Origin of the sequence: Massilia varians (assembly GCF_027923905.1) — a bacterium.
Taxonomy (GTDB): Bacteria; Pseudomonadota; Gammaproteobacteria; order Burkholderiales; family Burkholderiaceae_D; genus Telluria; species Telluria varians_B.
In genome coordinates, this window is the sequence record NZ_AP026966.1 from 3,444,745 (window position 1) to 3,461,200 (window position 16,456).

Genomic DNA, 16,456 nt, shown 5'->3' on the forward strand with positions numbered 1-16,456 from the left:
GCCCCTGAAATCAGGGGCTTAGTCTTACTTCGTGCAATTTGCTGCTGAGCTGCGAATCATTCCCACTCGATGGTCGCCGGCGGCTTCCCCGAAATGTCATACACGACGCGATTCAATCCACGCACCTCGTTGATGATGCGATTCGACACCTTCCCCAGCAGCGCATGCGGCAGATGCGCCCATTGCGCCGTCATGAAGTCCAGCGTCTGCACCGCGCGCAGCGCCACCACGTACTCGTAGGTGCGCCCGTCGCCCATCACCCCCACCGATTTCACGGGCAGGAACACGGCAAAGGCCTGGCTAGTTGCCTCGTACCAGTTGGTCGGCGCCTTGCCCGGATCGATGCCGCTGACCGTCGGCAGCTCGAACGGCGTGTTGCGCAGCTCTTCGATGAAGATCGCATCCGCTTCGCGCAGCAGGTCGGCGTATTCCTTCTTGACTTCGCCCAGGATGCGCACGCCCAGGCCCGGACCCGGGAACGGGTGACGGTAGACCATGTCGTGCGGCAGGCCGAGCGCCACGCCGAGTTTACGCACTTCGTCCTTGAACAGCTCGCGCAGCGGCTCGAGCAGTTTCAGGTTCAAGGTCTCCGGCAGGCCGCCCACGTTGTGGTGGCTCTTGATGGTCTGGCCTTTTTTGCCTTTGCCGGCCGATTCGATCACGTCCGGATAGATGGTGCCTTGCGCCAGCCACTTGGCGTTGGTCAGCTTGCCTGCTTCCTGCTGGAACACCTCGACGAACTCGCGGCCGATGATCTTGCGCTTCTGCTCCGGGTCGGTGACGCCGGCCAGGTGGCCCATGAACTGGTCTTCGGCATCGATGCGCAGCACCTTCACGCCGAGGTTTTTCGAGAACATGTCCATGACCATCTTGCCCTCGTCCTTGCGCAGCAGGCCGTGGTCGACGAACACGCAGGTCAGCTGGTCGCCGATGGCGCGGTGGATCAGGGCTGCGGCCACGCTCGAGTCGACGCCGCCCGACAGGCCCAGGATGACTTCATCGGTGCCGACCTGCTCGCGGATCTTCTGCACGGCTTCGCCGATGTAGTCGGGCATGTTCCAGTCCGACTTGCAGCCGCAGATCTCGTGCACGAAGCGGCCGATGATGGCTTCGCCCTGCGTGGTGTGGGTGACTTCCGGGTGGAACTGCAGCGCATAGAAGCGGCGGTCCTCGTCGGCCATCGCGGCGATCGGGCAGCTGTCGGTGGAACCCATCAGCTTGAAGCCCGGCGGCATGTCGAGCACCTTGTCGCCGTGGCTCATCCAGACGCGCAGCATGCCGTGACCTTCATCGGTGACGAAGTCGTTGATGCCGTTCAGGAGGGCCGTATGGCCGCGGGCGCGCACCTCGGCGTAGCCGAACTCGCGCAGCTTGCCGTTCTCGACCTTGCCGCCGAGCTGGGCGGCCATGGTCTGCATGCCGTAGCAGATGCCCAGCACCGGCACCCCAGCCTCGAATACGGCCTGCGGCGCGCGCGGCGAATCGCCTTCCAGGGTGGAGTTGTGGCTGCCCGACAGGATGATGCCGGAGGCGCCGTAGTTGCGCACGAATTCGTCGCTGACGTCATACGGGAAGACTTCGGAAAACACGCCGGCATCGCGCACGCGGCGCGCGATCAGCTGGGTAACCTGGGAACCGAAATCGAGGATGAGGATTTTCGAATGCATGTGGTGGGCAACGATAGATGGTGAATCGGGTAATGCGAAAACGCGGCCCTCGGGCCGCGCTTCATGGATGGTTTACTCCGAACGGTAGTTCGGCGCTTCCTTGGTGATCTGCACGTCGTGCACGTGCGATTCGCGCATGCCGGCCGAGGTGATCTCGACGAATTCGGCCTTCTCGCGCAGTTCTTCGATCGTGGTGCAGCCGCAGTAGCCCATCGACTGGCGCACGCCGCCGACCAGCTGGAAGATGATGGCGAGCACGCTGCCCTTGTAGGCGACCCGGCCTTCGATGCCTTCCGGGACGAACTTATCGGCCTTGCTCGAGGCTTCCTGGAAGTAGCGGTCGGCCGAGCCTTCGGCCATCGCGCCCAGGCTGCCCATGCCGCGGTAGGATTTATAGGTGCGGCCCTGGTACAGGATGGTCTCGCCCGGTGCTTCGTCGGTGCCGGCGAACATGCTGCCCATCATGACGGTATGCGCGCCCGCAGCCAGTGCCTTGGAGATGTCGCCCGAGAAGCGGATGCCGCCGTCGGCGATGCAGGGCACGCCGGTGCCTTCCAGCGCCTTGGCCACGTTCGAGATCGCGGTGATCTGCGGCACGCCGACGCCGGCCACGATGCGGGTGGTGCAGATCGAGCCCGGGCCGATGCCGACCTTGACCGCGTCGGCGCCGTATTCCACCAGCGCCTTGGCGGCGGCAGCGGTGGCGATGTTGCCGCCGATGACGTCCACGTGCGGGAAGCGGTCCTTGATCCACTTGACGCGGTCCAGGATGCCCTGCGAGTGGCCGTGCGCGGTGTCGACCACCAGCACGTCCACGCCGGCGGCCACCAGCAGTTCGATGCGCTCCTCGTCGCGTGCGCCCACGCCCACGGCCGCGCCGACCAGCAGTTTGCCCTGCGAGTCTTTCGACGCCAGCGGGTGCTCGTGCGATTTCTGGATGTCCTTGACGGTGATGAGGCCGCGCAGCTCGAAGGCTTCGTTGACAACCAACACGCGCTCGAGGCGGTGCTTGTTCATCAGGCGCTTGGCTTCCTCGGTGTCGGCGTCTTCGTTGACGTAGACGAGCTTTTCGCGCGGGGTCATCTTGGCGCGCGCCTCGGCGTCCAGGTCTTCCTCGAAACGCAGGTCGCGGTTGGTGATGATGCCGACCACCTGCTTGCCCTCAACCACCGGGAAGCCGCTGATGCCGTGCTGTTGCGACAGCGCCAGCACTTCGCGGATCTTCATGGTGGGAGGAATGGTGATCGGGTCGCGCAGCACGCCGGATTCGTAGCGCTTGACGCGCGTCACCTCGCGGGCCTGGTCGGCCGGGCGCAGGTTCTTGTGAATGATACCGATGCCCCCCTCCTGTGCCATCGCAATCGCCAGGCGCGCTTCGGTCACGGTGTCCATCGCAGCCGACAGCAGCGGGATGTTCAGCGTGATGTTCCTGGTCAGTTTGGTGCGAAGGGAAGTGTTGGCCGGAAGAACGTTGGAATAGGCCGGGACGAGCAGCACGTCATCGAAGGTGAGTGCTTTTTGGAGGAGACGCATAACGATTTTCCTATAGGCGCAAAAGTGAATTATACAGAAACGGCGAAAAACTGTCGCAGCCATGCCTAAATTTGCCGGTGAAATCACGGCATGGAACAGCCGCGATTGACAGCGCCGGCGAAGCATGGCGAAATCCGTTTGTTACCCAAGGAAAACTTTATGCCGTCTCCGTCCTCTTTTTTCCGCCTGCTTGCCGCCACTGCCCTGCTGCTCGGCGGCAGCGTCGCGCACGCCCAGTATTCCTGGATCGACGCGAACGGCGTGCGTCACTTTTCCGACCGCCCGCCCCCGCCGTCGACGCCCCCGCACAAGATCCTCAAGGCGCCGGGCCGGGCCGCGCCGCCCGTGCCGCCCGCCGCGCTCGATGCCGCACCTGCCGCGGATGCACCCGCCCCTGCCAAGGGTCCCAAGACCCTGGCGCAGCGCGAGGAGGACTATCTTGCGCGCGCCAGGCTGCGCGAGGAACAGGAAAAGAAGGAAGCCGCCGAGTCCCAACGGCGCCGTGACCTGGCCGAGCATTGCCGGGATGCGCGCCAGATGCGCGCGCAGGTGGAATCGGGTGTGCGCATCGCGAAGTTCGATGCGAAAGGCGAACGCAGCTTTCTGACGGACGAAGAGCGCAGCGCCCAGCTGGCCCGCGTCAACAAGGCACTGGCGCAGTGCCGATGATCCTCTAGCGGCGCAGCCGGATCACCTGGGCGCCGCCGGACGGGCGCACGGGTTCGGGATGAAGCCTGGGCGCCACCTCCACCCGGTTGCGCCCACCGGCCTTGGCCGCATACAGGGCCGTATCCGCACGGCGCATCAGCGCGGCGAAGTCCTCTCCCTTTTCCAGCATCGCCAGGCCGATGCTGACCGTATAGGCCGCCCCCGGCGCCGACGGCAGGCCTGTTGCGGGCCGGTCGAGGGCGGCGCGCAGGCGCTCGGCGACCGCGCGGGTAGTGTCGAACGAGGCGTCCGGCAGCAGCACCCCGAACTCCTCGCCGCCGAGCCGGGCGAAGTAGTCGACCTTGCGGATTTCCTCGCGGGTGCGCGCCACCAGGTCGCGCAGGACCTCGTCGCCGACGCCATGGCCATAGGTATCGTTGATGCGCTTGAAATGGTCGGCATCCATCAGCAGCAGGCCCAGCCCGCTGCCGTGGCGGCGCGCCCGCGCCAGCTCGCGCTCGGCCATGTCGAAGAAGGCGCGGCGCGAGGGTGCGCCGGTCAGGTGGTCATGCTCGGCCGCGTAGGCGGTCTCGGTCAGCACGCGCGCATTGGCCAGCATCACCGCGCCCAGGCTCAAGGCCGGCATGGCCAGGGTGCCGATCGCAAAGAAGGTGAGGTTGGCGAGGTCGGGTTGCAGAAGCGAGGCCGGCTGGTAGGCAACGAAGGCGTAGAAGCCGCCGCGGCACAAATGTCCCACGCCCAGCAGCCAGGCGGCGGTCCGGCTGAAGGCATTCGGGTAGCGCAGGCGGCCCTCGGCGACCCGCGGCAGGCTGGCATAAATGCCGAAGCAGACAGCCACGTGAAAGGCCGACATCGCCACCACCCGCAGCGGCAGCGAAGGATGGAAGTAATGAAAGACCACCACGGCGGCGAAGGCGGCGCTGCCGCCACCTAGAAGCAGGCGCCAGGGAACCGGCAGGCCGAGGTAGCGCCGGTAGCCGGCCAGCATCAGGCTGGCGGTCAGGAGCAGCAGCGCGTTGGCAAGCTCGATGGTGAAGAGATCGGGCAGCACGTCGCGCGCCGCGAACAGCAGCAGCGCGATCACCGCCACGCCATTGGCCTGCGCCCATTCGCGAATACCGGCCACCCTGCTGTCGGCAAGCGAGGTCAGGACGAGCAGCATCACCGCGGACATCGCGGTAGTGACCAACAACAGGCTTATGGTAATCAGCATGAACGGAAAGAGCGGCGGCGGATGGCTTCGAAGCGGGCTCTATCATACCGCGAAGCAGGCCCTAGAATTTGCCCGGTCGGAATTTTACAACTGAGCAAATATGCAATCCGACGTCGGCGCCCTGCCTCAGGCGGCCGGCGGCGCGGCAGTGCCCGTCTTCTTGGCCGCGCGCTTGCGCCGCGAATCCTTGGGGTCGGCCACCAGCGGCCGGTAGATCTCGATGCGGTCGCGCTCACGCAGCACGGTGTCGAGCGTCTTCTTCTTCGCGTAGATGCCCACCGGCTGGGTGGCCAGGTTGATGTCCGGATACGCTTCGAGCACACCGCTCATCTCGATGGCCTGGCCGATCGTGGTGCCGGGGGCGACCGTCATGGGGCGCAGGAATTCCCCGTGCGCGCTCGCGTAGCAGACGCTGACCTGCACGCCCTCACCCATAGACGGCCTCGGCGCGCTTGCTGAAGGAATCGACCATGGTGTTGGCGATCATGCCGAACACCGGGCCGATGATCTGTTCCAGGATGATGCTCGAGAACTCGTAATGCATGTCGAGTTCGACCTTGCAGGCGTCTTCGCGCAGCGGCTTGAAGGTCCAGGTGCCTTCCAGCATCTTGAAAGGACCGTCGACCAGGTGCATCTTCATCTGGGTCGGGCGGTTGTTATGGTTCGAGGTGGTGAAGCTTTGCTTTACGCCGTGAAAATTAATTTGCAGGCTGGCCACCAGCTTGTCGTCGCTTCGTTCGAGCACTTTCACGCCGCCGCACCAGGGAAGGAATTTCGGATAATCTTCGACCTTGGCGACCAGGTCGAACATTTGCTCTGTGCTATAGCCGAGAAAAACTGATTTGTGTACTACTGCCATTGGTCAACCGTTTGTTATGATGTTGGACGAGTTGCATTTTGCGCCACGCAGTGTGTACTGCCTGCGCCACAGCAGTAGTTTAACCGAGACGCGGATTTTCGCTATTTCATGAGTATTGTTGACAATAAAAAAGCTTTTTTCGACTACTTCATCGAGGACCGGTATGAAGCCGGCATCGTACTGGAGGGGTGGGAGGTCAAGGCCATCCGCGCAGGCAAGGTACAGATCAAGGAAGCCTATGTCGTCGTGCGTAACGGCGAGCTGTTCCTGTTCGGCGCCCACATCAGCGCGCTGACCACGGCCTCCGCCTTCAGCCACCCCGAGGCCTTGCGCACCCGCAAGCTGCTGCTGCACCGCGCCGAGCTGGACAAGCTGGTCGGCAAGGTCGAGCGTGCCGGCTATACGCTGGTGCCGCTCAACCTGCACTTCAAGGGCGGCCGCGTGAAGTGCGAGATCGGCCTGGCCAAGGGCAAGAAACAGCACGACAAGCGCGCCACCGAGAAAGACCGCGACGCCAAGCGCGAGGTTGCCGCGGCGATGAAAACACACCGCCGCTGACCGGGGCAGCCGCGCCGCCCTGTTCTCAGGCGGCCGGCGCCACGAAGCGCCGGCTGAGGCGCCACATCAGGAAGCTCAGCACGACACCGACGGCCGCGCCGCTGGCCAGCTTCAGGGCGCTGCCGAACAGCAGCGGCGCCACCAGGCCGGACACCAGCGCGAACGACATCATCTGGATGAAGCCGACCATCGAGGCCGCCAGGCCGCGGTTGCGTGGGAACAGACTCATCGCGGTCAACTGGATGCCCGGCATGGCCACGGCCAGGCCGAAAGTGAACACGGCAAGCGGCAGCACCGCCCAGGGCACGCTGGCCGGGAACAGCGCGTTGTAGCCGACGTTCAGCACCGAGGCCAGCGCCATCACGGCGTAGCCGATCCACAGCAGGCGCCCCGTGGGCGCCTTGTGGGCGCGCCTGCCGCCCCAGGCCGACCCCGCCACCATGCCGCCGATCAGGGGGATGAACATCCAGCCGAAGGCGGTCTCCGGCAGACCCAGGATCTCCATCACGAAGTTGGCCGCCGAACCGATGTACAGCGACAGGCCGCCGAACACCAGGCCGAGCGCCAGCGACAGCATGACGAACTGCGGGTTGCGCAGCACCATCAGGTAGTTGCCGGCGATCGTCGCCGGATGGAAGGCCTGGCGTTTCCCGGCCGGCAGGCTCTCCGGCAGCATGCGCAGCACCAGCACGATCATCGCGGCGCCGAACAGGGCCAGGAAGATGAAGCTCGAGCGCCAGCCGAAGCTCACGTGCAGCCAGCCGCCCAGCACCGGCGCGATGGCCGGCGCCAGGCCGAATACCATCATGATGTGCGACATCATCTTCTGCGCCTGCGCGCCTTCGAAGCGGTCCTGCACGATGGCCTGGCCGATCACCGAACCGGCGCCGGCCGACAGGCCCTGCAGCGCGCGGAAGGCCAGCAGCCAGCCGAAGGTCGGGGCAAAAGCCGCGCCGACCGAGGCCAGCGTGTACACCGCCAGCGCGCCCAGGATCACCGGGCGGCGCCCGAAGGAATCCGACAGCGTACCGTAGAACAGCATCATCAGCGCGAAGGTGAACAGGAACACGCTCAGGGTCTGCTGCACCGCCACCGGCCCGACGCCGAAGTCGACGCCGATCGCCGGCATCGAAGGCAGGTAGGTATCGATCGCGAGGGCCCCGGTCATGCCGAGGCAGGCGAGGATGGTGGTGAGGAGTCGTTGCATGGCAGTGCCTTGTGGTTCGGGACCGGCACTGCAGGGGCAAGCGTCCGGGGGGACGCAATTGTACTGGGTTTCTAAAAAACAAATCGGCGCCCCGCCAAAATGGCCGAGGCGCCGGCGCCAGCACCGAGGGGGTCAGGTCTGACATCGAGACACGGACTCGTGTGTAGCACGATGGTAGCGCTCAGCCCGTGTCCGAATGTCAGACCTGACCCCCGGCTTGGTCAGCGCAGCGACTGGCCGAAGCGTTCGGTGCGCGGCATCCAGTTGCCCTGGTAGTCGGCCGAGACCAGGATGCGCTCGGCGCGTCCGATCAGGAGGTGGCGCGGCACGAAGCCGATGTAGCGCGAGTCGGCGCTGTTGTCGCGGTTGTCTCCCAGCACCAGGTAGGCGTCCGGCGGCACCGTCGCCGGGCCGAAATCGCGCAGCACCTCGCGCTGCGGCAGCACCTGGATGCGGTGGCGGCGGCCGTCGACCATTTCGTTCATGCGCAGCGCCTCCATGAGGCGGCCCTCCTCGGTCGCTTCCTGCACCACTTCCTCGAGCGAGTACTGCGATTCGACGCCGTTGATGGTCAGGCGCTCGTCGCGCATCTCGACGCGGTCGCCCGGCAGGGCCAGGATGCGCTTGATCAGGCGGGTGCCGTCGGTCGGCGAGGAGAAGGTGACGACGTCGCCGCGGCGCGGCTCGCCGGTGCGCGCAAGCACCAGGTCGGTGAGCGGGAGCTTGACGTTGTACGCCAGGCGGTTGACCAGCACCACGTCTCCTTCCAGCAGGTTGGGCCGCATGGAACCGGAGGGAATCGGGTTCCAGTCGGCCACCGCGGTGCGGAAGACGCCGAACAACAGCATGAACATCAGGAAACCCTTGTTGGCGCGCACGAAGGCTTTCATCTCGCAATGCTCCACTTGTTATGATTGATGATGAGAAGCTTTATACGCGCCCAGCCTTTAAGCATGCTTAAATGTCAAGCGCGCGCCTGCGTGTAACAACATTGTCATATTCGCCAACTACACTGCCTGCGCCGAGACTACGACGCAGACCCATGGATATGAAACACAAGGCCCTGGAAGCCGACGCCAGGAGCATTCCCGAAGGCGGCGCCTTCCTGAACCGTGAGCTGTCGCTGCTCGAGTTCAACCGGCGGGTCCTGGCCCAGGCCGAGGATCCCGCCGTTCCGCTGCTCGAGCGGCTGCGCTTTCTCACCATCGTGTCGGGCAACCTCGACGAATTCTTCGAGGTGCGCGTGGCCAGCCTGCTGGCCCAGCACCAGATGGAGGCCGGCCATAGCGGCATCCCGCTCGCCCTGGCCAGCACCCTGGAACGCGCCAGCCTCGAATGCCGGTCGCTGATCGAGCGCCAGTACAAGCTGTTCAACGACGAGATCCTGCCGCGCCTGGCAGAGAACGGCATCCACATGCTGCGCCGCGGCGAGCGCAACGCCGCCCAGCGCGCCTGGGTCAAGAACTACTTCGACCGCGAGGTGCGCCCGCTGCTGACCCCGATCGGGCTCGATCCGGCCCACCCCTTCCCGCGGGTGGTCAACAAGAGCCTGAACTTCATCGTCGAACTGGCCGGCAAGGACGCCTTCGGGCGCGGCACCGGCATCGCCATCATGAAGGCGCCGCGGGTGCTGCCGCGCGTGATCCGCCTGCCCGGCGAGCTGTCCGACCAGAAGGGTGAATCCTACTGCCTGCTGTCCTCGGTGATCCAGGCCCACCTGGCCGATCTGTTCACCGGCCGCGAGGTGCTCTCGTATTCGCAGTTCCGCGTCACTCGCAACAGCGACCTGTGGGTCGACGAGGACGAAGTCAAGAACCTGCGCCAGGCCCTGCAGAGCGAACTGCACAGCCGCAACTACGGCTTCGCGGTGCGCCTCGAAGTGGGCCGCGCCTGTCCGCCGCACCTGTCCGGTTTCCTGCTCGAGCAGTTCGGGATCGATCGGGCGCGCCTGTTCGCGGTGGACGGCCCGGTGAACCTCGGGCGCATGCTGGAAATCGCCAACACCAGTGAGCGCTCAGACCTGAAGTACCCGCCGTTCACGCCGGGCTTCCCGGCGCGCCTGGTAGGGCCGGACATCTTCGCCGTGCTGCGCAAGGGGGACGTGCTGCTGCACCATCCATTCGAATCCTTCCAGCCGGTGATCGACTTCATCCAGTCGGCAGCAAACGACCCCTGCGTGGCGGCGATCAAGCAGACCATCTACCGCGCCGGCATGAACTCCGACCTGATGGAAGCGCTCATCGCCGCCGCCCGGCGCGGCAAGGAAGTTACCGTCATCGTCGAGCTGATGGCGCGCTTTGACGAGGAAGCCAACATCAACTGGGCCGAGCGTCTCGAGCAGGCCGGCGCCCAGGTGGTCTACGGCGTGGTCGGCCTGAAGACCCACGCGAAACTGGCGCTGGTGCTACGCCGCGAGGAGAACGGCCTGCGCCGCTACGCCCACCTGGGCACCGGCAACTACAACTCGACCACCGCCAAGTTCTACACCGACTTCGGCCTGCTCACCTGCGACGACGAGATCACCGCCGACGTCAACGAGGTCTTCATCCATCTCACCAGCCTGACGCGCCCGAAGCAGCTCACCAGCCTGTGGCTGGCGCCGTTCTCGCTGCAGAAGGAGATCGTGCGCGCCATCCGCGACGAGGCGGCGATCGCGCGCAACGGCAAGCCGGCGCGCATCATCGCCAAGATGAATTCGCTCACCGACGAGTCGGTCATCCGGGCGCTGTATGAGGCCTCGCAGGCCGGCGTGCGCATCGACCTGATCGTGCGCGGCGCCTGCGCGCTGCGGCCCGGCGTGAAGGGCCTGAGCGAGACGATCCGGGTGCGCTCGATCGTCGGGCGCTTCCTGGAACATACGCGCATCTTCTACTTCCGCAACAACCTCAAGCACGACATCTACCTGTCGAGCGCGGACTGGATGAACCGCAACCTGTTCCGGCGCGTGGAAGTCGCCTTCCCGATCCGTTCGCCCGCGCTCAAGCGCCGCGTGCTGCGCGAAGGCCTGCATCCCTACCTGAAGGACAACGTCAACGCCTGGGAACTGGGCAGCGACGGGCGCTATCGCCGCAAGAAAGTCCGTGGAGGCCAGAAGCTGCTCAGCGCCCAGCAGGACCTGATGGAGACGCTCGGCGCGGGCCTGCATACCAACAAGGAGAACGAGCATGGACCTGATCCTGTGGCGGCACGCCGAGGCTGAAGCGCACGCGGCCGAGGGCGATCACGAAGGCGATTTGCGGCGCGCGCTGACGCCGAAGGGCAGGCGCCACGCCGCGCGCGTCGGAGCTTGGCTTCAGCGCCAGCTGCCGGACGATGTGCGGGTGCTGAGCAGCCCGGCCCGGCGCTGCGTGCAGACGGTGGAGGCGCTGGGGCGCAACTACAAGCTGGTCGACAGCCTGGCGCCGGATGCGAGTGCGGAAGCGATCATCGAGGCGGCCGGCTGGCCGGGCCAGCGCCAACCGGTGCTGGTCGTCGGCCACCAGCCGCTGCTCGGCCAGGTGGCCTCGATGGTGCTTTGCGGCGGCAAGCAGGACTGGCGCATCCGCAAGGCGGGGGTGTTCTGGATCACGCACAAGAACAGCGACGGGCTGCCCTACGTGAAACTGGTGGTGGGGCCGGACTTCATCGGACAGCTGCGCTGAACGGCACGCCGACCTCGTTCCACGCGCCCTCTTCCTTGCGCAGCCACGGCGCCAGGGTCGGATGCTTGTCGAGCAGCCCGGCCGGCAGTTCCAGCTCGATGCGGCCCTTCATGCGCAGGCCCAGGCCGGCCAGGTCCCCGTCGGCGCGGGCATGCATGAACACCACCGCCATGCGCAGCGCCAGCACCGCCTTGGCCACGTCGGGCGCGCCCAGCGCATCGCGGATCTTGCGCAGATTGCCCTTCTGCCCCAGGATCAGGCTCGCCATCAGGCGCTGCTCGCGCGTGGTGAAGCCTGGCAGGTCGGCGTGTTCGACGATGTAGGCGCCGTGCTTGTGCGCTCCGGTCATCGAGATCTGCAGGCCCACTTCGTGCAGCATGGCGCTCCAGCACAGGTAGGGCTGCGCGTCGACCGGCTCCAGCGCTTCGTACAGGCTTGCGGCGATCTTCGCCGTGCGCAGCGCGCGCTGGCTGTCCACGCCGAAGCGGCGCATGCAGGCGCGGATCGCGGCGTCGCGCCGGTCAAGCCGGCTGGCGCGCAGCTCGAGGTCGGACAGCACGCCCAGGCGCAGGCCGGCGTTGATCGCGGTGAGCTGCTGCAGCCCGAGTTCCTGCATCAGGCCGATCAAGACCGTCAGGCCGCCCACCATCGCCGGCACCCTGTCCTTCTTGACGCCCGGCATGGTAAAGGCCTCGACGTGTCCCAGCGCCAGCAGGATGTCGCGCAGGGCGTGCAGGCTGGCCTGCGACATGGAACCGTCGCCGATGCCGTTCCTGCCGATCACCTCGTTGATGGCGCGCATGGTGCCGGAGGAGCCATAGACGGCATCCCAGCCCTGCGCCTTGTACAGGTCGGCGGCATCCTCGAAGCGGGCGCGCGCCTCGGTGACGGCGTCGTCGAAGGCCTCCGGCGTGATGCGCCCGTCCGCGAAGAAGGCGGCGGCCTGCGGATGGGTGCCAATGCCGAAGGACTCGACCAGGGTGATCTCGGGACCGATGGCGGCGATGACTTCGGTCGAGCCGCCGCCGATGTCGATCACCAGGCGGCGCTCGTCGGGCTTGTCGATGGCGCGCGCCACGCCCATGTAGATCAGGCGCCCTTCTTCCTCGCCCGAAATGACCTCGATCGGATAGCCGATGGCCGCCTCCAGCCGCGGCAGCACTTGCTCGGCGTTGCGCGCCACGCGCAGGGTGTTGGTGGCGACCACGCGCACCGCATCCAGCGTGTAGCCGTCCAGGATGGCGCGGAAGTCCTGCAGGGTCTTCACCGCGCTGCGGATGGCGGGTTCAAGGAGCATGTTGTCGGCGTCCAGGCCCGCGGCCAGGCGGATCGGGTCGCGCGCGGTGCGCACGATGTGCATGCGCCCGCCCGCCGGCTCGCCGATGTGAAGCCGGAAGCTGTTGGACCCCAGGTCCACTGCTGCAAACATAGGCGCTCTTTCGCTGTGGGTGTGGGCGAAGTATACAGCCTCGGAGGCGCGCCCGGCAGCCCTAGCGGCGCGCGCGCTGCCGGCGCAGCCCGAATCATGCGCCCACCGCGACCGGCGCGCCCAGCGTCACGCTGGAGACCAGGTCCCAGACCCCGTCGCCGAACAGGGCCGCGAGCAGCCCGATCACGGTAAGGACGGCGAGCAACAGGGGCATGGCCCAGATCCGGCGGCGGCTGCGGATCATGGCGCCTCCGTGGAACGGGCCAGGGCCGGCTCATGGACGGCCGCCTTGTCCTGTTTGACGGCGCGGGTCTTGCGGCTGCGCTTGAGCCACAGGTAGAGGCCGCTGCCCAGGATGATGATGGTGGCGATGTCGAGCAAGGCCCACAACAGCTTCATGGCCTGGCCGCCGTAGTCGCCGAAATGCAGCGGCTGCGACAGCAGCAGCGCCGTCAGGTACCAGGGCAGTTGGCGGCGGTCGGTGATCTCGCCGGTGGCGGCGTCGATCAGCACCGGCTTGTACAGGCGCGAACTGAAGGCCTCTTCGCCGCGCATGAAAATGCCGTAATGGTGCGGGCTGCTGAAGGGCGTGCCCGGGAAGGCCACGAACGCGACCTTCATGCCCGGCTCCGCGTTTTCCGCGCGCACGATGGCGTCGTGGATCGAGGACATCCTGGTGACCGGCGGCTGGCCCGCGTAGGGCTGCAGCATCTCGGCCAGTTCGTTGTTCTGCCAGTACTTCAGCAGCAGGTCGGCCCAGGTGTTGACCATGCCGGTGGCGCCCACCACCAGCACCCAGACCATGGTCACGATGCCCAGCAGGTTGTGCAGGTCGAGCCACTTGATGACCCGGCTGCGCTCGCGGCGCACCTCGCCGAAGTCGAGCTTGCGCATGAAGGGGGCGTACAGCACCACCCCGCTGACCACCGCGACGATCAGGAGAAAGCCCATGAAACCGAGGAACAGCTGGCCATACAGGCCGGCGAACAGGTCCACATGCAGGCGCAGCATGGTCGACATGAAGGCGCCGCCCTCGAAAGCCGGTTCGGTGATGACCCGCGTGGTACGGGCGTCGACCGCGATCGGCTTGTAGTGCTCGTCGTTCGGGTGGTCGCCGAGGGTGACGTTCCAGATCGCCGGCTCGTCGATTTCCTGCGACATGTACATCGCAATCTTGTTGGGATACAGCGCCTTGGCTGAGGCCAGCACCGCGTCGATGTTGCCGCGTGGGGTATCTGCCGGCATGGCCGGAGCTTCGACGTCGGTGCCAAGCAGGTGGCCGATCTCGTGGTGGTAGATCAGCGGCAGGCCCGTCAGGCAAAGCAGCAGCATGAAGACGGTGCAGACCAGGCTGCTCCATTTGTGGATCCAGCTCCAGAGGCGCAGCTTGGTGGGGGACATAGGAAGACGGGAAAATCGTGGAGTGTGGCAAATAATAATCGTTCTCATTTACACGTGCAAGCCGAAACGGATAGAATGACAATCATTCTCATTAAGAAAAACGAGCCTGCACGATGAAACTGCTTCGCCTGTCCCCGATCGCCCTCGCCATTGCCGCCCTGGCCGCGCAAGCCCAGGACACGCTTGTCAACGAACCGGTTGCCACCGTCGTCGTCACCGCCTCGGCCGACGCATCCAGCCAGGGCTTGCCCTCCGCCTATGCCGGCGGCCAGGTCGCGCGCGGCGGCCGCCTCGGCCTGCTCGGCAACGTGGACATCATGGACACCCCGTTCAATTCCATGAACTACACCCAGGCGCTGATCCAGGACCAGCAGGCCCGCAGCGTGGCCGACGTGGTGCAGAACGATCCTTCCGTACGGGTGGCGCGCGGCTTCGGCAACTACCAGGAGCTGTACGTGATCCGCGGCTTCGCCGTCAACTCGGACGACCTGGCCTACAACGGCCTGTACGGCCTGCTGCCGCGCCAGTTTGTGGCCTCGGAACTGCTCGAGCGTGTCGAGGTGCTGCGCGGGGCGAACAGCTTCGTGAACGGCGCGGCGCCGGGCGGCGGCGGCATCGGCGGCGCCATCAACCTGCTGCCCAAGCGGGCGCCGAACGCGCCGCTGACCCAGCTGACCGTGGGCGTCGAGACCGGCGGCCAGGCCTATGTCGCAACCGACTTGGCCAAGCGCTTCGGCGCCGACGGACGCCTCGGCGTGCGGGTCAACGCGGCGCGGCGCGAGGGCGACACCGCGATCGCTCGCGAAAACCGCGAACTGAGCGTGTTCTCGGTGGGCGTCGACTATCGCGGGAGCGGCTACCGCCTGTCGGCCGACCTCGGCCACCAGGACCACCAGCTGCGCGGCGCGCGCCCGAGCGTGACGGTGGCGGCCGGCGTGCCGATCGTCGCGGCGCCAGGCAGCGACAGCAACTACGCCCAGCCCTGGACCTATTCCGGCGAGCGCGACACCTTCGGCACCCTGCGCGGCGAAGTCGACCTGCCGGGCGGCGCGGTGGCCTGGGCCGCGCTCGGCACGCGCACCGGCGACGAATTCAACATCATCTCCTCGCCGACCGTCACCGACGCCAATGGCGACGCCACCATGACCCGTTTCGACAACACGCGGGAAGACAAGGTGCGCACCGGCGAACTGGGCGTGCGCACCGAGCTGCACACCGGCGCGGTCTCGCACAAGCTGAGCGCTTCGGTGTCGGGCTTTCATTCGGAGTCGAAGAATGCCTACGGCATGAGCGACTTCGCCGGCTTCGCCTCGAACATCTATGCGCCGCGCGATGCGGCAGCGCCGGCTAGTAGCTTCTTCACCGGCGGGAACATGAACGCCCCGCTCCTGACCAGCAAGGCAATTCTGTCTAGCTTTGCCGTGGCCGATACCCTGGGCTTCATGGACGAGCGCTTGCTCGTGACCGTGGGCGCGCGCCACCAGACCATCAAGAGCTTCGGCTACGACTACAACACCGGCGCGCCGAATGCGCGCTATGACGAGAGCGAAGTGACGCCGGTGGCGGGCATCGTCTACAAGCCCCTGAAGGGGGTGTCGGTCTACGCCAACTACAGCGAGGCCATGCAGCAGGGCCCGGTGGCGGCGGGCACCGACATCGTCAACCAGGGCGAGGTGTTCGCGCCCTTCGTCTCGCGCCAGAAGGAAATCGGGGTCAAGTATGACGGCGGCAAGCTCGGATTGAGCGCGGCCGTGTTCACTACCTCCCAGCCGAGCGCTTACGTCGCTCAGCGCCGCTTCGGCGTGTTCGGCGAACAGCGCAACCGCGGCCTCGAGCTGAGCGTGTACGGCCTGCCCGCCCGTGGGCTGCGCCTGCTGGGCGGCCTGACGCTGCTGGAAGCCGAGCAGCGCCGCAGCGCCGGCGGCCTGCATGACGGCAAGGATGCGATCGGCGTGCCGGGCACCCAGCTGAACCTGGGCGCCGACTGGGACGTGCCGGGCGTGCAAGGCCTGTCGATCAACGCGCGCGCCCTGTACACCGCGAGCCAGTACGCGGATGCGGCCAACACCCAGAAGCTGCCCTCGTGGTCGCGCCTGGACATCGGGGCGAACTACCTGATGCGCTTCATGGACCGCGACCTCACCCTGCGCGCCCGCATCGACAACCTCACCGACAGGAACTACTGGGCCTCGGCGGGCGGCTATCCGGGCTTCGGCTACCTGGTGCAGGGTGCGCCGCGCAGCGTAGTGGTGTCGGCGACGCTCGACTTCTGAGCGCCG

At 66.4% G+C, this 16,456-nt stretch carries 14 protein-coding genes; 5 read left to right on the forward strand and 9 right to left on the reverse strand.

Going from position 1 to position 16,456, the window contains the following annotated elements; all coding sequences use genetic code 11:
• Positions 1-56 precede the first annotated feature (56 nt).
• Positions 57-1,667 carry a glutamine-hydrolyzing GMP synthase gene (gene guaA / locus MasN3_RS15445; protein ID WP_281908305.1) on the reverse strand — a complete coding sequence of 537 codons (1,611 nt, stop codon included), beginning with the start codon at positions 1,665-1,667 and terminating at the stop codon, positions 57-59.
• A gap of 72 nt (positions 1,668-1,739) precedes the next feature.
• Entirely contained in the window at positions 1,740-3,200 is a 1,461-nt protein-coding gene (guaB, locus tag MasN3_RS15450; RefSeq protein ID WP_281908307.1) for an IMP dehydrogenase, read from the reverse strand.
• Between the two features lie 159 nt (positions 3,201-3,359).
• Between guaB and MasN3_RS15455 the strand changes: the two genes are divergently transcribed.
• Positions 3,360-3,869, forward strand: coding sequence for a DUF4124 domain-containing protein (locus MasN3_RS15455; RefSeq protein ID WP_281908309.1), 510 nt, complete (start codon positions 3,360-3,362; stop codon positions 3,867-3,869).
• Between the two features lie 4 nt (positions 3,870-3,873).
• On the opposite strand, the gene MasN3_RS15460 is transcribed toward MasN3_RS15455, so the two are convergent.
• The 3 genes from MasN3_RS15460 to MasN3_RS15470 form a co-directional block, all read right to left on the reverse strand.
• Positions 3,874-5,061 (reverse strand): GGDEF domain-containing protein, encoded by a 1,188-nt coding sequence (locus tag MasN3_RS15460; protein ID WP_281908310.1) that lies wholly within the window; start codon positions 5,059-5,061, stop codon positions 3,874-3,876.
• A gap of 147 nt (positions 5,062-5,208) precedes the next feature.
• Entirely contained in the window at positions 5,209-5,517 is a 309-nt protein-coding gene (locus tag MasN3_RS15465) for an RnfH family protein (RefSeq protein ID WP_281908311.1), read from the reverse strand.
• Positions 5,510-5,941, reverse strand: a complete 432-nt coding sequence (locus MasN3_RS15470; protein ID WP_281908313.1) for a type II toxin-antitoxin system RatA family toxin — start codon at positions 5,939-5,941, stop codon at positions 5,510-5,512. The genes MasN3_RS15465 and MasN3_RS15470 overlap by 8 nt, the downstream gene beginning before the upstream one ends.
• A gap of 108 nt (positions 5,942-6,049) precedes the next feature.
• Here MasN3_RS15470 and smpB point away from each other — a divergent pair, with 108 nt between their 5' ends.
• Positions 6,050-6,499: an SsrA-binding protein SmpB gene (gene smpB / locus MasN3_RS15475; protein ID WP_281908314.1), complete on the forward strand. Its 450-nt coding sequence runs from the start codon at positions 6,050-6,052 to the stop codon at positions 6,497-6,499.
• Positions 6,500-6,524: 25 nt separating this feature from the next.
• Here the strand turns inward: smpB and MasN3_RS15480 are convergent, their stop codons facing one another.
• Together MasN3_RS15480 and lepB are read right to left on the reverse strand one after the other, a co-directional pair.
• Positions 6,525-7,706 carry a multidrug effflux MFS transporter gene (locus MasN3_RS15480; protein ID WP_281908315.1) on the reverse strand — a complete coding sequence of 394 codons (1,182 nt, stop codon included), beginning with the start codon at positions 7,704-7,706 and terminating at the stop codon, positions 6,525-6,527.
• Between the two features lie 221 nt (positions 7,707-7,927).
• A complete protein-coding gene (gene lepB / locus MasN3_RS15485) occupies positions 7,928-8,596 on the reverse strand; it encodes a signal peptidase I (RefSeq protein WP_281908318.1) in 669 nt (222 codons plus the stop codon).
• 152 nt (positions 8,597-8,748) lie between these two features.
• Between lepB and ppk1 the strand changes: the two genes are divergently transcribed.
• Both ppk1 and MasN3_RS15495 read left to right on the forward strand, forming a co-directional pair.
• A complete protein-coding gene (gene ppk1 / locus MasN3_RS15490) occupies positions 8,749-10,905 on the forward strand; it encodes a polyphosphate kinase 1 (protein WP_281908320.1) in 2,157 nt (718 codons plus the stop codon).
• On the forward strand, positions 10,871-11,347 hold the full coding sequence (locus MasN3_RS15495; RefSeq protein ID WP_281908322.1) for a SixA phosphatase family protein: 477 nt from the start codon (positions 10,871-10,873) through the stop codon (positions 11,345-11,347). Before ppk1 ends, MasN3_RS15495 begins: the two co-directional genes overlap by 35 nt.
• Here MasN3_RS15495 and MasN3_RS15500 read toward each other — a convergent pair.
• Positions 11,328-12,776 (reverse strand): Ppx/GppA phosphatase family protein, encoded by a 1,449-nt coding sequence (locus MasN3_RS15500; RefSeq protein ID WP_281908324.1) that lies wholly within the window; start codon positions 12,774-12,776, stop codon positions 11,328-11,330. The two genes, MasN3_RS15495 and MasN3_RS15500, sit on opposite strands and share 20 nt — an antisense overlap.
• A 240-nt stretch (positions 12,777-13,016) precedes the next feature.
• Positions 13,017-14,177 carry a PepSY-associated TM helix domain-containing protein gene (locus MasN3_RS15505; protein WP_281908326.1) on the reverse strand — a complete coding sequence of 387 codons (1,161 nt, stop codon included), beginning with the start codon at positions 14,175-14,177 and terminating at the stop codon, positions 13,017-13,019.
• A 113-nt stretch (positions 14,178-14,290) separates the two neighbouring features.
• Here MasN3_RS15505 and MasN3_RS15510 point away from each other — a divergent pair, with 113 nt between their 5' ends.
• Entirely contained in the window at positions 14,291-16,450 is a 2,160-nt protein-coding gene (locus tag MasN3_RS15510) for a TonB-dependent receptor (protein WP_281908327.1), read from the forward strand.
• Positions 16,451-16,456 lie beyond the last annotated feature (6 nt).

What these genes read in the sequence shown, in the direction of transcription:
- MasN3_RS15505 (WP_281908326.1), bottom strand. Translation starts at nt 14,177, where the DNA reads ATGTCCCCCACCAAGCTGCGCCTCTGGAGCTGGATCCACAAATGGAGC.
- MasN3_RS15455 (WP_281908309.1), top strand. Translation starts at nt 3,360, where the DNA reads ATGCCGTCTCCGTCCTCTTTTTTCCGCCTGCTTGCCGCCACTGCCCTG.
- guaA (WP_281908305.1), bottom strand. Translation starts at nt 1,667, where the DNA reads ATGCATTCGAAAATCCTCATCCTCGATTTCGGTTCCCAGGTTACCCAG.
- lepB (WP_281908318.1), bottom strand. Translation starts at nt 8,596, where the DNA reads ATGAAAGCCTTCGTGCGCGCCAACAAGGGTTTCCTGATGTTCATGCTG.
- MasN3_RS15510 (WP_281908327.1), top strand. Translation starts at nt 14,291, where the DNA reads ATGAAACTGCTTCGCCTGTCCCCGATCGCCCTCGCCATTGCCGCCCTG.
- MasN3_RS15465 (WP_281908311.1), bottom strand. Translation starts at nt 5,517, where the DNA reads ATGGGTGAGGGCGTGCAGGTCAGCGTCTGCTACGCGAGCGCGCACGGG.
- smpB (WP_281908314.1), top strand. Translation starts at nt 6,050, where the DNA reads ATGAGTATTGTTGACAATAAAAAAGCTTTTTTCGACTACTTCATCGAG.
- MasN3_RS15480 (WP_281908315.1), bottom strand. Translation starts at nt 7,706, where the DNA reads ATGCAACGACTCCTCACCACCATCCTCGCCTGCCTCGGCATGACCGGG.
- MasN3_RS15470 (WP_281908313.1), bottom strand. Translation starts at nt 5,941, where the DNA reads ATGGCAGTAGTACACAAATCAGTTTTTCTCGGCTATAGCACAGAGCAA.
- MasN3_RS15495 (WP_281908322.1), top strand. Translation starts at nt 10,871, where the DNA reads ATGGACCTGATCCTGTGGCGGCACGCCGAGGCTGAAGCGCACGCGGCC.
- ppk1 (WP_281908320.1), top strand. Translation starts at nt 8,749, where the DNA reads ATGGATATGAAACACAAGGCCCTGGAAGCCGACGCCAGGAGCATTCCC.
- MasN3_RS15500 (WP_281908324.1), bottom strand. Translation starts at nt 12,776, where the DNA reads ATGTTTGCAGCAGTGGACCTGGGGTCCAACAGCTTCCGGCTTCACATC.
- guaB (WP_281908307.1), bottom strand. Translation starts at nt 3,200, where the DNA reads ATGCGTCTCCTCCAAAAAGCACTCACCTTCGATGACGTGCTGCTCGTC.